Here is a 13,507-nt window from a genome sequence, read left to right as displayed (position 1 = left end):
AATGTCACACCTTTCCCGACGCGACCTTCTCCGCGCCTCCGGAGCCGGCCTGCTGGCCGTCGCGGCCGGCGGCTCCCTCGCGGCCTGCGGCGGCGGCTCCGGCTCGGGAGGCGCCGCCGGCGGGGACGCCGACACCGGCACGATCACCGTCTGGTCCTGGGCCACCGCCGCCGACGCCCTGCGCGGCATCGTCCCGGCCTTCGAGAAGGACAACCCGGGGATCAAGGTCGACGTCCAGGACATCGGCGAGCCCGCCATCTGGGACAAGATCACCGTCGGACTGGCGGCCGGCGGCCAGGGCCTCGGCGACGTCCTGCACATCGGCTGTGACTACCTGCCCGGCTACCAGGAGAAGTTCCCCGGCGGCCTGGCCGACCTCTCCGCGCTCGGCGCCGACGCGTACAAGGACAGGTTCGCCAAGGGCCTGTGGCCGGTCGTCACCGGCAAGGACGGCCACGCCTACGCGCTGCCCTGGGAGGTCAACGCGCTCGGCTTCTTCTACCGCAAGGACTACTTCGACAAGGCGGGCATCGACCCCGAGACCTTCGCCACCTGGGACGACCTGCTCGCCGTCGCCGACCGCTTCAAGGCCGCCAACCCCGGCATCGCCCTGATCGGTGTCAACCGGGCCGCCAACCCCACCCCCGACCTGGACTTCCTCCAGGGCCTGATGCAGCTCCAGGGCGCCTTCTACTTCGACCTCCAGGGCAAGATCACCGTCGCCTCGGAGCCGGCCGTGCGCGCCCTGACGATCATCAAGCGGCTGGACGAGGCCGGGCTGATCGGCGACACCCCCGGCGTCCAGAGCTGGCCGCCGGTGATGAAGACCGGCAAGCTCGGGGCGGCCGCGATGCCCACCTGGGTCGCGCACTACCTGGAGAAGAAGTTCCCCGACCAGAGCGGCAACTGGCGCCTCACCAAGCCCCCGGCGGTCACCCCCGGCGGCAAGCGCACCGCCCTGGTCAACTCCACCCACCTGGCCGTCGCCGCCTCCAGCCCGCGCCGCCGCGCCGCCTGGAAGTTCGTCGAGTACGCGCTCACCCGCGCCGCGTCGGTCAACACGATGTTCAACGCGGGCGGCGTCTTCCCGGCCCTCACCGAGGCCTACACCGACCCGATGTACGCCGCCCCCAGCGCCTTCTACGGCGGCCAGCCGGTGCTCAAGACCTTCACCGACCTCGCCGTCGAGGGCGGGGACCCGACCAACTACTCCGGCGACTACGCCCGCGCCCTCAAGCTCGTCAGCGACGCCCAGACCAAGGTCTTCCTCAAGGGCGCCGACCCGGCCGCCGTCCTCCAGGACGCCGCCAAGCAGCTCGCCCAGCAGACGGGACGCGGTATCGCATGAGTGCCGCCAGCCCGCCCGCCGCCCTCGCCGAGGAGTCCGAGGGGTCCGAGGGATCGAAGGGGTCCAAGGGATCCGCGGGGCCCGGCCGGTCCGGCCGGCTCCGCCGCGCCCGCTGGCGCCGCGGCGCCGTGCCGTACCTGCTGCTCGCCCCCGCCCTGCTCACCTTCGGCGTGTTCAAGGCCTACCCGGTCATCGACTCGCTGCTGCTCTCCTTCACCACCGGCTCCGGCGCCGCCACCCGCGACGCAGGCCTCGCCAACTACCGGCGCCTGCTGGACGATCCGCTGTTCTGGACGGCCCTGCGCAACACCGGCGAGATCCTCGTCGTCCAGGTCCCGCTGATGCTCGGCCTGGCCCTGCTGATGGCCGTCGGCATCAACTCCGCGCTGGTGCGCTGGCGTACGGTGTGGCGGCTCGGCGTCTTCATGCCCTCGGTCACCGGCCTGGTCGCCACCGGCGTGATGTTCGCCTACCTGCTCAAGGCCGACGACGGCGCCGTCAACTGGCTGCTGAACGCCGTCGGCCTGCCCTCCGTCGACTGGCTGGGCCAGCCCGTCTGGGCCCGGATGGCCGTCGTCGTGGTGCTCACCTGGCACTACACCGGCTACAACGCCGTCATCTACCTCGCCGGACTCCAGTCCATACCAAGGGAGTTGTACGAGGCCGCGATGGTCGACGGGGCCGGCCCGATCCGCCGCTTCACCTCGATCACCGTCCCCGCGCTGCGCCCGGTGCTGCTGTTCACCGTCGTGCTCTCGACCATCGGCACGCTCCAGCTCTTCGACGAGCCGTACGTGCTGACCGGCGGCGGGCCGGACAACGCCACCCTGACCGTCTCCATGTACCTGTACCAGAACGGCTTCCGGTACTTCGACTTCGGCTACGCCTCCGCCATCGCCTACGCGCTCACCCTGCTCGTGTCGGTGCTCGGCGCCGTCCAGATGCGCCTGATGGGGGAGAAGGACAAGTGAACCTCAAGAAACTGCGCGGCTGGCCGCTGACCTTCTTCCTGGCCGGCGTCACCGGGCTGTCGATCGCCCCCTTCTACTGGCTGGTGGTCTCGGCCACCCGCAAGGACACCGAGGTCTTCGACTGGCCGCCGAAGCTGCTGCCCGGCGGGAGCCTCGGCGAGAACCTGAGCCACCTGGAACAGAAGATCGGCCTGCTCCGGGTGGTCGGCAACTCCCTGCTGGTGGCGGGGGTCCAGACCCTGGGCGCCCTGGTCGTGGCGCTGCTCGCGGGCTACGCCTTCGCCAAGTTCCGCTTCCGTGGCCGCACCCTGCTCTTCGCGCTGCTGCTCTCCACCCTCGTGGTGCCCGAACAGGTCGTGCTGGTACCGCTGTTCAAGATGATGACGGACTTCGGCCTGCTGGACACCTACCAGGCGCTGATCCTGCCGGGCCTGTGCGTGCCGTTCGCCATCTTCCTGATGCGGCAGTCGCTGAGCAGCCTGCCGGACGAGCTCCTGGACGCCGCCCGGGTCGACGGCGCGGGCGAACTCCGGGTGCTGTTCAGCGTGGTGGTGCCGGTCATGCGGCCGGTGCTCGCGGCCCTGTCGATCTTCCTCTTCCTGGGCTCCTGGAACCAGTTCGTCTGGCCGCTGATCGCCCTGCGCAGCCCCGAGATGCACACCCTGCCGGTCGCCCTGGCGACGCTGCACGGCAACAAGTCCAACACCGACTACGGCGCGATCCTCTCCGGCACCGCGCTGTCCACCCTGCCGATGATGGTCCTCTTCCTGGTCCTGCAGCGGCAGTTCATCTCCGGCCTGCTGGCCGGCGCCACGAAGGGCTGACCATGACCGAGACGAACGACACCGGCACGACCGTGAGCACGACCGGCGCCACAGCCGGTACGAGCGGGACGACGGCCGGCGCGGCCGCGGCCGACGTCTGGGAGCCGCACGCCCCCACCGCCGCCGGCGGCCTGCGTCCGCTGTACGCCGACGGGCTGGACCTGCGGGTGAGCGGCACGGGCACGGCCCGGGGCGTCGCCGACGGCGTGGTGGAGGTGACGGCCGAGGGCCCGGGCGAGGTCCGGATCGAGTGGCGGGTGCCCTGCGTCGACGCCACCGCCCTCTGGACCCCCGAGCCGCGCGGCACCGGCTGGCTGCCCGCCGCCTGGAGCGCCCCGCGCCGCACCTCGCTGGCCAACGGCGCGCCGATCGCCGCGCTGGTCGGCACCGGCGACGTCGCCCTGAGCGCCTTCGCGGCCGACCGCCCGGACGTGCTGGCCGGGGCCGGAGTGGTCGAGGAGACCGGCGAGTTCCGGTTCTGGGCCCAGGCCACCGACCGGCTCACCGTCCGGATCGACACCTCGCGCCGGCACTTCGGGCGCGCCCTGGCCGACCTGGCCGCCTGGTGGGGCGAGGGCCGTACGGCCGACATCCCGGAGGCCGCCCGCCGTCCCGCGTACTCCACCTGGTACTCGATGCACCAGGACATCACCCCCAAGGGCGTCGAGACCCAGGCCGCGCTCGGCAAGGAGCTGGGCCTGGACGTGATCATCGTGGACGACGGCTGGATGACCGCCGACCGCACCCGCGGCTACGCCCACTGCGGCGACTGGGAGCCGGTCTCGCTGCCCGACACCGCCGCCCACGTCCGGCGGGTGCACGAGCTCGGGGTGCGCTACATGCTCTGGTACGCGCTGCCGTTCATCGGCAAGGACAGCGCCGCGTACCGGGAGATCGGCCACCTCGCGCTGGCCGACGCCGCCCACATGGGCGCGATCGTCGCCGACCCGCGCCACCCCGAGGTCCGGGCCTTCCTCACCGACCGGCTCGTCCGGGCCGTCGAGGAGTGGGGCATGGACGGCCTCAAGGTGGACTTCGTCGACTGGTTCGCCCGGGCCGCGGAGCGCGACGACGCCCCGGCGGCCCGCCCCGGCGCGGACTGCGCGAGCGTGGACGAGGGCGTGGAGCGGCTGCTCGCCGCGATCCGCGGCCGGATCACCGCCGCGAACCCGGAGGCGATGATCGAGCACCGCCAGCCGTACGTCAGCCCCGGCCTGTGGCCGTACGCCACCATGATCCGCGCCACCGACTGCCCGCTCAGCCCGCAGGAGAACCGGCAGCGGACCATCGACGTGCGGCTGGCCGCCGGGCCCGTCCCGGTCCACGCCGACATGCTGATGTGGCACCGGGAGGAACCGGCCGAGCAGGTCGCCTGCCACCTGATCAACGTGCTGTTCTCGGTGCCGCAGATCTCCGTCGACCTCGCCGCCCAGAGCGAGGAGCAGCGCGAGGCGATCGCCTTCTGGCTCGGCGTCTTCCGCGAGCACGCCGACACCCTCCAGCTCGGCGAGCTGCTCCCGGCCCGCCCGGACCTCGGCTACCCGATGGTCACCGCGCGCGGCACCGGCGGCGGTACCGGCGCCGGTACCGACACCGGCACGGTGGCCGTGGCCCGCTACGCCGCGCTGCCGGTGGACGCCTCCGGCGACGACTGGCGCACCCTGCTGGTGGCCAACGCCGACGCCGACCCGGACGTCCGGCTCACCGGCGGCCGCGGGCAGGTGGCGGTGACGGTGCAGGACGCCCGGGGGCGTATCGTCCGGCAGGGCGAGGTCGAGCTGGACCGGGCGGACGTGATCCCGGTGCCGCGCGGCGGGCTGCTGACCCTGCGTCGCTGACCGCCTCCGGGGCCGCCGGCCGGCCCCCGGGCCCCGGCCCGCTCCGCGCACCGACCACGTCTGGAGAACCGCATGCCCGAGGGACCGCACCGGCCGCGCCGCGGCGCCACCACGATCGAGGAGGTCGCCCGGGCGGCCGGGGTCTCCCGGCAGACCGTCTCCAACGCGCTCAACGCGCCGCAGCGGGTCCGCCCGGAGACGCTGGACCGGGTGAACGCGGCGATCCGCGAACTCGGGTACCAGCCCGACCAGTCGGCCCGCTCGCTGCGCAGCGGCGCCCGGCGCACCCTCGGCTACCTCGCCCCGGTGGACGACCCGCTCGACCCCAACCCGCTGATGGCCGGCTTCCTGGAGGCCCTGGTCGACGCGGCCGGGGCGGCGGGGCAGCGGGTGCTGCTGTTCCGACCGGAGCAGGGCGCGGCCGACCCGGTGGCCGCCATCGACGAACTGGTGGCGGCCCGTCAGGTGGACGGACTGGTGCTGGCGGACGTCCTGCACGAGGACGTCCGGATCGCCCACGCGGCCCGGCTCGGCGTCCCGTTCGCCAGCTTCGGCCGGACCGGGCCCGGCGAGCCCCAGCGCTGGGTGGACATCGGCAACGAGGCGGCGATGGCCGAGGTGGTGCGGCACCTCGCGGCGCTCGGCCACCGCCGGATCGGCTACCTCGGGGACGCCGAGGAGCTGCCCTGGATGGCGGCGCGGCGGGCCGGATTCCTCGCCGAGGCACGCCGGTTGGGCCTGTCCGCGGTGGCGGTGGGGGCTTCCGGGGCGGGGAGTTCCGGTACGGCCGCCGCGGGTTCCGTGGTGGCCTCCGTACGGGCGCTGCTGCGCGGGCCCGACCGGCCCACCGCCTTCGCGGCCGGCAGCGACCTGCTGGCGCTGGACGTGTACGAGGCGGTCCGGGCGGAGGGGCTGGTGGTCGGGCCCGGCGGGGTGGCCGTCACCGGGTTCCACGACACGCCGCTCTGCCGCCACCTCCACCCCGCGCTGACCTCGGTCCGGCTGCCGCTGCGGGCGATCGCCACGGCGCTGGTCGGCCGGCTGCTGGACCAGGTGCGCGGGGAGGCGGCGGCGGGGGAAGGGCTGGAACTGCCCACCGAGCTGGTGGTGCGGGGGAGTTCGGGCCGGCCCGGCTGAATCCTTCGGATCCGTCAGCCGGTTCGGCCCGTGTGGTCCGCCGTCGCGGCCACGATCAGCTCGCCGACCAGTCCGGCGGCGGCCGCCCGCTGCTCGGCGGGCAGGGCGTCGTCGGTGACCAGGACGTCCAGCTGGTCCAGGTCGGCGAAGGAGGCCAGGCCGACCGCGTTCCACTTGGTGTGGTCGGCCACCACGACCACCCGGCGGGCCGAGCGGAGGAAGGCGCGGTTGGTCTCCGCCTCGGCCAGGTTCGGGGTGGTCAGCCCGGCCTCGGGGGAGAGGCCGTGGCAGCCCAGGACCAGCAGGTTGACGTGCAGGGAGCGGATCGCCTGGTCGGCCACCGGCCCGACCAGCGCGTCCGAGGGGGTCCGCACACCGCCGGTGCGGATCACCGTGGCGGTGGACGGGGTGCCGTCCTCGGCGGGCTGTTCCAGCAGCTCGGCGATCCGCAGCGAGTTGGTCACCACGGTGAGGCCCTCGACCGCGCGCAGCCGCCGGGCGACCGCGTAGGTGGTCGTCCCGCCGGCCAGCCCGACCGCCGAGCCCGGCGATACGAGCGCCGCGGCGGCCCGGGCGATCGCCTCCTTGGCGGGCAGCTCCCAGTGCGCCTTGGCCTCGAACCCGGGCTCGCCGGTGGCCGGCGCCTCGACCCGGACCGCGCCGCCGTGCACCTTGTGCACCAGGCCGCGGCGGGCCAGCGCGTCCAGGTCGCGCCGGACCGTCATGTCCGAGACCCCGAGGTCGCGGACCAGTTCGGTGACCCGGACCCCGCCGCGCGCGCGGATCCGCTCCAGGATCAGCACGCGGCGCTGTCCGGCGAGCGGTTGGGCGCTGTCAGCCATCGGGAGGCCTCCTTCGACCACGTCCGGTGCGTGGTCCTGGTGGATAATGTTTGAGATTGTAGCTTTCTGTTGATTCCGGTGTTCCACTCAGAGCTCAGAGGAAGAAGGGCCATGCCCGGGACGTCCCTGACCCAGCCCACCGTCAGGACCGTGACCACCCTCGCGGACGGTCGGCAACTGATCTACTACGACAGCGGCGCGGCCTGCGACGCCGCCTGCGACGCCGCCTGTGACGGCGGTGCGGCCTGCGGTGGTGGCACGGCCTGCGACGGCGGCACGGCCGCCCGCCGCGACGCCGTGGACGAACGGCCGCTCGACCCGCAGACCCCCGGCTCCGAGGTCCGGCTCGACCCGGCCACCGGCGACTGGGTCACCATCGCGGCCCACCGCCAGGCGCGCACCTACCAGCCGCCGCCCGAGGAGTGCCCGCTCTGCCCGTCCCGGGACGGGCGGCACAGCGAGATCCCGGCCGCGGACTACCAGGTGGCCGTCTTCGAGAACCGCTTCCCCTCGCTGGCCGGTTCGCCCGCGGAGCCCGTCCGGGCCGCCGAGGGCCTGTGGACCAGCGGCCCCGGCGCCGGGCGCTGCGAGGTGGTCTGCTTCACCGCCGACCACGAGGCCTCCTTCGCCGACCTCACCCCCGAGCGGGCCCGGCTGGTCCTGGACGCCTGGACCGACCGCACCGCCGAACTCTCCGCCCTGCCCGGCGTGCGGCAGGTCTACTGCTTCGAGAACCGGGGCGCCGAGATCGGCGTCACCCTCGCCCACCCGCACGGCCAGATCTACGCCCTGCCCTTCACCGCGCCGCGCACCGCCCGGATGGCCGCCCGCGCCGCCGAGCACCGCGCCACCGCCGGCCGCAACCTCTTCGACGACCTGCTCGCCGCCGAACGCGCCCACGGCGAGCGCGTCGTCCTCGCCGGGACGCACTGGACGGCCTTCGTCCCCTTCGCCGCCCGCTGGCCGTACGAGGTGCACCTGTACCCGCACCGCCGGGTGCCCGACCTGACCGCGCTGGACGCCGGACAGCGGGACGAATTCCCCACCCTCTACCTGGAGTTGCTGCGCCGCTTCGACCGGCTCTTCGGCACCGGCCGCACCCCGTACATCTCCGCCTGGCACCAGGCCCCCGCCGATCAGCGGGACGAACTCGCCCTGCATCTGGAGCTGTTCACCATCCGCCGCACCGCCGACAAGCTCAAGTACCTGGCCGGGGTGGAATCCGGCATGGACGCCTTCGTCAACGACGTCACCCCCGAGCACGCGGCCCGCCGGCTGCGGGAGGCCACCGCATGAACGACTTCGCGCAGCTGTACGGCCGTCCGTCCGAGGGGGAGTGGGCCGCCCCCGGCCGGGTGAACCTGATCGGCGAACACACCGACTACAACCTCGGGTTCGTCCTCCCGATCGCCCTGCCGCAGACCGTCCGCGCCCAGGCCGCCCGCAGCGGGGACGGACTGCTGCGGCTCTGGTCCGCGCAGGGCCGGGAACTCGTCGCGCTCCCGGTCGACGACCTCGCGCCGGGCTCCGTGCCCGGCTGGGCCGGCTACCCGGCCGGGGTGGTCTGGGCGCTGCGCGAGGCCAGGCACCCGGTCGGCGGGGCGGACCTCCGGCTGGACAGCGACGTGCCCAGCGGCGCCGGGCTGTCCTCCTCCGCCGCACTGGAGTGCGTCGTCGCCGCCGCCTACAACGACCTGTACGGGCTGGGCCTTTCGGCCGCCGAGCTGGCGGTGCTCGCACAGCGGGCCGAGAACGCCTTCGTCGGCGTGCCCTGCGGGATCATGGACCAGATGGCCTCCATGTGCTGCCGCCCCGGGGCCGCGTTGTTCCTGGACAGCCGGGACCTGACGATGCGTCAGGTGCCCGTCGACCTGGCGGGCGCGGGCCTCGCCCTGCTGGTCCTGGACACCCGGGTGAAGCACGACCTCGGCGACGGCGCCTACGCCGCGCTGCGGGCCGGCTGCGAACGGGCCGCCGCCCTGCTCGGGCTGCCCGCGCTGCGCTCGCTCCAGCCGTCCGGACTGGCCGACGCACTCGCCCAACTCCCGCCGGAGCTGGTCCCGTTGGTGCGGCACGTGGTCACCGAGAACGCCCGGGTGGAGGCCGCCGTCGCCCGTCTGGACGCCGGCGACCCCGCCGCGCTCGGCCCGATCCTCACCGCCGGACACGCCTCGCTGCGCGACGACTACCGGGTCTCCTGCCCGGAGACCGACCTCGCCGTCGAGGCCGCCGTGGCCGCCGGTGCCCACGGTGCGCGGATGACCGGCGGCGGCTTCGGCGGCTCGGTCATCGCCCTGGTGGACGCGGACGCGGCCGGACACGTCGCCGCCGAGGTCACCGCCGCGTTCCGCGCGGCCGGGTACGCGGAGCCGCGCACCCTCACCGCCGTCCCGGCGGCGGGGGCGCGCCGGCTCCGGTGAACTGCCGGCTCCGCCTCCTTCGGCGGGGTCAGGCCTTGTGGGCCGCCGGGCGCTCCGGAGACGCCTCCGCGAGCGCCCGGGTGACCGCCTCGACACCGGCGCGCAGCCCGTACACCGGGGTGGCCGGCTGCTGGCGCCAGGACTCGTCGATGCCGCCCGCGTCCACGGTGTCGAAGCCCAACTCGTCGACCAGCGCCCGGACCACCCGCTTGGCCGCCTCGTCGTCCGAGGCGACCGGCACGGCCAGCCGCTCCGGGTCGCCCGCCGGGCGCGGACGCTCCAGCAGGTCCTGGGCGTAGGTGCCGTTGAACACCTTCACCACCCGGTGCCCGATGTGCTGCTCCGTCCACCGGCTCTCGGTGAGCCCGCCGTCCTCGATCGCGTCGATCCGGCCGTCGCGCTCCTTCGGGTAGTAGTTGCCGGTGTCGATCACCGCGACGCCCTCGGCGGCGCCGTCCAGCAGCCCGGCGGGCAGGTCCGGCACGTTCTTCAGCGGCACCGTCACCACCACCACCTGTGCCCCGCGGGCGGCCTCGGGGACCGTCACCGCCGTCGCCCCGGTCTCGTCGACCAGCGCCTTGAGCGTCTCCGGGCCGCGGGAGTTCGCCACCGCCACCTCATGCCCCAGCGCGGTCAGCCGCCGCGTCAGGTTGCCGCCGATGTTGCCCGCGCCGATGATGCCGATCTTCATGGGAAGTCCTTCTTCGCGAGTGCCGTAGTGGACCGTCGCCTTGGCCCAACCACCCGGTGATCGCTCCGATTCCCGGTCGGGAGGGCGGATTTCCGGAGCCGTTCTCCAGAGGTGTCTTTCGGAGGGTGGTCCTCCGGGACCCACGGTCGGACCGGGCCTGGTGCCGGCCCGGCGCCGGTCCCGAGGGTGGACGCCATGAACAACATCTCCTCCGACGCCACCACCCCCGCCGTCCTCGTCACCGGCGGCACCAGCGGCATGGGCTTCGCCACCGCCCGCCACCTCCTCGGCACCGGCGCCCGGGTCGTCGTCACCGGCCGCGACGAGGACCGGCTCGCCCGCGCCGCGGCCCGCCTCGACGCCGGCGACCGGCTGCTCACCGTCCGCGCCGACGCCTCCGTACCCGCCGACCTCGCCCGGCTGGCCGACACCGTGGGTGAGCGGTACGGCCGCCTCGACGGGGTCTTCGCCAATGCGGGCGTGGCCGGCTTCCAACCGGTCGGCGAGGTCGCGGAGGCCGAGTTCGACCGGATCGTCGCCACCAACCTCAAGGGCGTGTTCTTCACCGTCCAGCACGCCCTGCCGCTGCTGGACGCCGCCGGCGGCGGATCGGTCGTCCTCAACGCCTCCTGGACCCCGCACCGCGGCCTGCCCGGCGCCGCCGTCTACGCCGCCAGCAAGGCCGCCGTCCTCAGCCTCGCCCGCACCCTCGCGAGCGAACTCGCCGGGCGCGGCATCCGGGTCAACTCGGTCAGCCCCGGCTACATCGTCACCGAGATGTTCCACGCGGCCGTCCCCGACCCGGCCGACCACGAGCCGATCCGCCGCCACGTCCCGCTCGGCCGGCTGGGTACCGCCGAGGACGTCGCGGAGACGGTCGCCTTCCTGCTCTCCGAGCGCTCCTCGTACATCACCGGTCAGGACGTCGTGATCGACGGCGGGCTCGTCCCGGCCTTCCCGTCGCTGACCGGCTGAGTGCCTCCTCGTGCCTGGTCCTGGCAGGACCAGGCACGGCGGCACCCGTCCGGGTGAGAATCCATGACGTGAACCCGAGCAGCGCCCTGAGCGAATTCCTCCGCACCCGCCGAGCCGGCCTGCGCCCCGAGGACGTCGACCTCCCCGACTACGGCGGCCGCCGCCGCGTCGCCGGACTGCGCCGCGAGGAACTCGCCCACCTCGCCGGCGTCAGCGTCGACTACTACACCCGCCTCGAACAGGGCCGCGTCGGCAACCCGTCCGACGCCGTCCTCGACGCCGTCGCCCGCGCCCTGCGCCTCGCCCCCGACGAGTCCGGCCACCTCCACCGCCTCGCCCGCCCCACGCCCAGGCCGCGCCGCCGCCCCGCCGTCCGCCAGCAGCCGCGCCCCTCCCTGCTGCACCTGCTGGAACAGCTCCACCACACCCCCGCCGTGGTGATGGGCCACCGGATGGACATCCTGGCCTGGAACCGCGCCGCCGTCGCCCTGTTCGGCGACTACGGCGCCCTGCCCGTCGAGGACCGCAACATCGCCCGCATCACCTTCCTCGACCCCGCCTCCCGCGAGCTCTACGCCGACTGGGCGGGCTGCGCACGCGAGAACGTCGCCTTCCTCCACCTCGAAGCCGGCCGCCGCCCCGACGACCCCCTGCTCGCCGAACTGGTCGGTCAACTCTGCCTCGGCAGCGAGGAGTTCCGCCAGATGTGGGCCGACCACCCGGTCGCCGACAAGACCTCCGGCCGGAAGTCCTTCCGCCACCCCCTCGCCGGGACGCTCGACCTCGCCTACGACACGCTGCGGCCCGCCGACGACTCCGGACAGGCGCTGGTCACCTACACCGCCGACCCGGGCTCGGCCTCGGACGACGGGCTGCGGGTGCTGCTGTCGTGGGCGGCGTCGGGCTGAGGTCCTCGGGTCAGGTCGCGAAGGTTCTCCGTGGCCAGTGCGGTGTCCGGATGGTCCGGTCCGAGGACGCGGTCCAGATCAGCCACGGCCTGGCGGAGCATCTCCAGCGATCGGTCCCGGAGCCCGGCCTCCCAGTACATGACGGCGAGGTTGTTGCAGGTCAGGAGGGTGTCGGGGTGGTCTGCGTCGAGGACGCGCCGGCGGTCTTCGAGGACCTGTTCCAGGAGGTCGACGGCGTCGTCGATCCGCCCGGTCTCCGACTCGGTGACGGCGAGGTTGTGGCGGGCGGTGAGGGTGTCGGGATGGTCGTCGCCGAGGACGCGTCGGCGGTCTTCGAGGACCTGTTCCAGGAGGCTGACGGCGTCGTCGGTACGTCCGGCACTCCGGTAGGTGACGGCGAGGTTGTTGCGGGTCGTGAGGGTGTCGGGATGGTCGTCGCCGAGGACACGCCGGCGGTCTTCGAGGACCTCCTCCTGGAGCCGCATGGCCTCGTCTGTGTGCCCGGCGTCCGAGTAGGCGGCGGCGAGGTTGTTGCGGGCGGTGAGGGTGTCCGGATGGTCGATGCCGAGAACCCGCTCGCTCGCTGCGGCAAGGCTGCTCCAGTACCGGATGCTGGTGGTGTAGAGGCCCGCCTCGATGAGGCTGATCCCGCAGTAGAACAAGAGCTGGTGAATTCCCCGCGACGGTCGAATCAGGTCGGAGGTGCGGTGCCCGGCAAGCACGCCGGTGTTGGCCCGGAGTGTCGCGGCCAAGCCCTGCGCGCTGTAATCCGCACTCGGCCACAGTTCGGCGAGGGCATCGGCAGCCGCGAGCCACGCTTCCGGCACATCCGGACCGATGTCCAGAGCAGCCCGGGCGGTGAGCGCGTGCAGGGTCACCTCCCGGTCGGTGGTCTCCGTGAGCGTGACGAGGCTGTAGTTGTGCAGTACGGCGAGCGCGTCCAGCGCGTCGTCGGCCGTGACGGGCGTGCCGCGAACGCTGCCGAGATGCTCCAGCACCTCCTCGGTGCTCCACAGCCCCTGCGGGTGCCCGGCCGGGTCGAGCAGCGCCGCCAACTGGAGGGCCGGCCCGGCGAGCCCGACCGGCTCCTCCTGCTGTGCCGCGTCCAGGGCCAGCAGCAGCGCCGCCGTCACCGGTCCCCGGTAGCCGTCGGCGCCGGTGCGGGCTGGTAGGACGGCGTCCAGGCTGCGTGAGCGGTCGCGGAAGAGTTCGAGGTAACGGCCGCAACTGCGGCGGGTGTTGACCATGTAGGCGGCGGCATGGGCCAGCGCGAGTGGCAGGTGGCCCAGTTCCTCGGCGAGCTCGGCCGCGTGTTCGTCGAGGAAGCGGGCGCATTTCGCGCGTTCCAGTCGTTCGCCCAGGTAGGCGGCCGACTCGGCGGGGGAGTAGGTGCTGACGTCCACCAGCGCCCGGTCGCCGCCTGTACTGGCCGCTCCCCGGTGGCGGGTGGTGGCGATGACCCGTCCGCGTCCGCCCCGGCTGGTGACGGGCCACAGCTGTTCGGGGGTGTGCTCGGTGGTGTTGTCGAGGACGATCAGCCAGCCGCGCTCGGT

General features: G+C 73.9%; 12 protein-coding genes. 9 read left to right on the top strand and 3 right to left on the bottom strand.

The annotated features are described in order from the left end of the window. Window position 1: 1 nt before the first annotated feature. The 5 genes from ACLWS4_RS36025 (at window position 2) to ACLWS4_RS36005 (ending at window position 6,118) form a co-directional block, all read left to right on the top strand. Complete coding sequence (locus tag ACLWS4_RS36025) at window positions 2-1,348, top strand: extracellular solute-binding protein (protein ID WP_074002528.1); 1,347 nt, start codon at window positions 2-4, stop codon at window positions 1,346-1,348. Beyond that, window positions 1,345-2,319: a carbohydrate ABC transporter permease gene (locus ACLWS4_RS36020; protein WP_416876339.1), complete on the top strand. Its 975-nt coding sequence runs from the start codon at window positions 1,345-1,347 to the stop codon at window positions 2,317-2,319. Before ACLWS4_RS36025 ends, ACLWS4_RS36020 begins: the two co-directional genes overlap by 4 nt. Beyond that, window positions 2,316-3,143, top strand: coding sequence for a carbohydrate ABC transporter permease (locus ACLWS4_RS36015; protein WP_053111977.1), 828 nt, complete (start codon window positions 2,316-2,318; stop codon window positions 3,141-3,143). Before ACLWS4_RS36020 ends, ACLWS4_RS36015 begins: the two co-directional genes overlap by 4 nt. Window positions 3,144-3,145: 2 nt before the next feature. Next, window positions 3,146-4,981, top strand: coding sequence for a glycoside hydrolase family 36 protein (locus ACLWS4_RS36010; RefSeq protein ID WP_416876338.1), 1,836 nt, complete (start codon window positions 3,146-3,148; stop codon window positions 4,979-4,981). A 72-nt stretch (window positions 4,982-5,053) separates the two neighbouring features. Continuing rightward, entirely contained in the window at window positions 5,054-6,118 is a 1,065-nt protein-coding gene (locus ACLWS4_RS36005) for a LacI family DNA-binding transcriptional regulator (protein ID WP_416876337.1), read from the top strand. Window positions 6,119-6,132: 14 nt separating this feature from the next. Here the strand turns inward: ACLWS4_RS36005 and ACLWS4_RS36000 are convergent, their stop codons facing one another. Next, window positions 6,133-6,960 carry a DeoR/GlpR family DNA-binding transcription regulator gene (locus tag ACLWS4_RS36000; protein ID WP_416876336.1) on the bottom strand — a complete coding sequence of 276 codons (828 nt, stop codon included), beginning with the start codon at window positions 6,958-6,960 and terminating at the stop codon, window positions 6,133-6,135. A 111-nt stretch (window positions 6,961-7,071) separates the two neighbouring features. Between ACLWS4_RS36000 and galT the strand changes: the two genes are divergently transcribed. After that, window positions 7,072-8,256 (top strand): galactose-1-phosphate uridylyltransferase, encoded by a 1,185-nt coding sequence (galT, locus tag ACLWS4_RS35995; protein WP_416876335.1) that lies wholly within the window; start codon window positions 7,072-7,074, stop codon window positions 8,254-8,256. Next, window positions 8,253-9,380, top strand: coding sequence for a galactokinase (galK, locus tag ACLWS4_RS35990; RefSeq protein WP_416876334.1), 1,128 nt, complete (start codon window positions 8,253-8,255; stop codon window positions 9,378-9,380). Before galT ends, galK begins: the two co-directional genes overlap by 4 nt. A 28-nt stretch (window positions 9,381-9,408) precedes the next feature. Here galK and ACLWS4_RS35985 read toward each other — a convergent pair whose 3' ends face one another. Next, window positions 9,409-10,071, bottom strand: a complete 663-nt coding sequence (locus tag ACLWS4_RS35985) for an NADPH-dependent F420 reductase (RefSeq protein ID WP_049650753.1) — start codon at window positions 10,069-10,071, stop codon at window positions 9,409-9,411. Window positions 10,072-10,266: 195 nt separating this feature from the next. On the opposite strand from ACLWS4_RS35985, the gene ACLWS4_RS35980 reads away from it, so the two are divergent. Together ACLWS4_RS35980 and ACLWS4_RS35975 are read left to right on the top strand one after the other, a co-directional pair. Continuing rightward, window positions 10,267-11,046 carry an SDR family NAD(P)-dependent oxidoreductase gene (locus tag ACLWS4_RS35980; protein WP_416876333.1) on the top strand — a complete coding sequence of 260 codons (780 nt, stop codon included), beginning with the start codon at window positions 10,267-10,269 and terminating at the stop codon, window positions 11,044-11,046. Between the two features lie 68 nt (window positions 11,047-11,114). Then, window positions 11,115-11,954 carry a helix-turn-helix domain-containing protein gene (locus tag ACLWS4_RS35975; protein ID WP_234348310.1) on the top strand — a complete coding sequence of 280 codons (840 nt, stop codon included), beginning with the start codon at window positions 11,115-11,117 and terminating at the stop codon, window positions 11,952-11,954. On the opposite strand, the gene ACLWS4_RS35970 is transcribed toward ACLWS4_RS35975, so the two are convergent. Beyond that, the coding region (locus ACLWS4_RS35970) for a tetratricopeptide repeat protein (RefSeq protein ID WP_416876332.1) at window positions 11,882-13,507 on the bottom strand (1,626 nt) is incomplete at its 5' end. The two genes, ACLWS4_RS35975 and ACLWS4_RS35970, sit on opposite strands and share 73 nt — an antisense overlap.

Source organism: Kitasatospora sp. SC0581 (genome assembly GCF_048159585.1).
In the GTDB taxonomy this organism is placed as follows: domain Bacteria; phylum Actinomycetota; class Actinomycetes; order Streptomycetales; family Streptomycetaceae; genus Kitasatospora.
The sequence above is the reverse complement of the archived record's forward strand: the minus strand, read 5'-3'. Positions and strand labels throughout refer to the sequence as shown.

Excerpts from the sequence above, each read along its gene's own strand:
- ACLWS4_RS36025 (WP_074002528.1), top strand. The coding sequence starts at position 2 with ATGTCACACCTTTCCCGACGCGACCTTCTCCGCGCCTCCGGAGCCGGC.
- ACLWS4_RS36020 (WP_416876339.1), top strand. The coding sequence starts at position 1,345 with ATGAGTGCCGCCAGCCCGCCCGCCGCCCTCGCCGAGGAGTCCGAGGGG.
- ACLWS4_RS36010 (WP_416876338.1), top strand. The coding sequence starts at position 3,146 with ATGACCGAGACGAACGACACCGGCACGACCGTGAGCACGACCGGCGCC.
- ACLWS4_RS36005 (WP_416876337.1), top strand. The coding sequence starts at position 5,054 with ATGCCCGAGGGACCGCACCGGCCGCGCCGCGGCGCCACCACGATCGAG.
- ACLWS4_RS36000 (WP_416876336.1), bottom strand. The coding sequence starts at position 6,960 with ATGGCTGACAGCGCCCAACCGCTCGCCGGACAGCGCCGCGTGCTGATC.
- galT (WP_416876335.1), top strand. The coding sequence starts at position 7,072 with ATGCCCGGGACGTCCCTGACCCAGCCCACCGTCAGGACCGTGACCACC.
- galK (WP_416876334.1), top strand. The coding sequence starts at position 8,253 with ATGAACGACTTCGCGCAGCTGTACGGCCGTCCGTCCGAGGGGGAGTGG.
- ACLWS4_RS35985 (WP_049650753.1), bottom strand. The coding sequence starts at position 10,071 with ATGAAGATCGGCATCATCGGCGCGGGCAACATCGGCGGCAACCTGACG.
- ACLWS4_RS35980 (WP_416876333.1), top strand. The coding sequence starts at position 10,267 with ATGAACAACATCTCCTCCGACGCCACCACCCCCGCCGTCCTCGTCACC.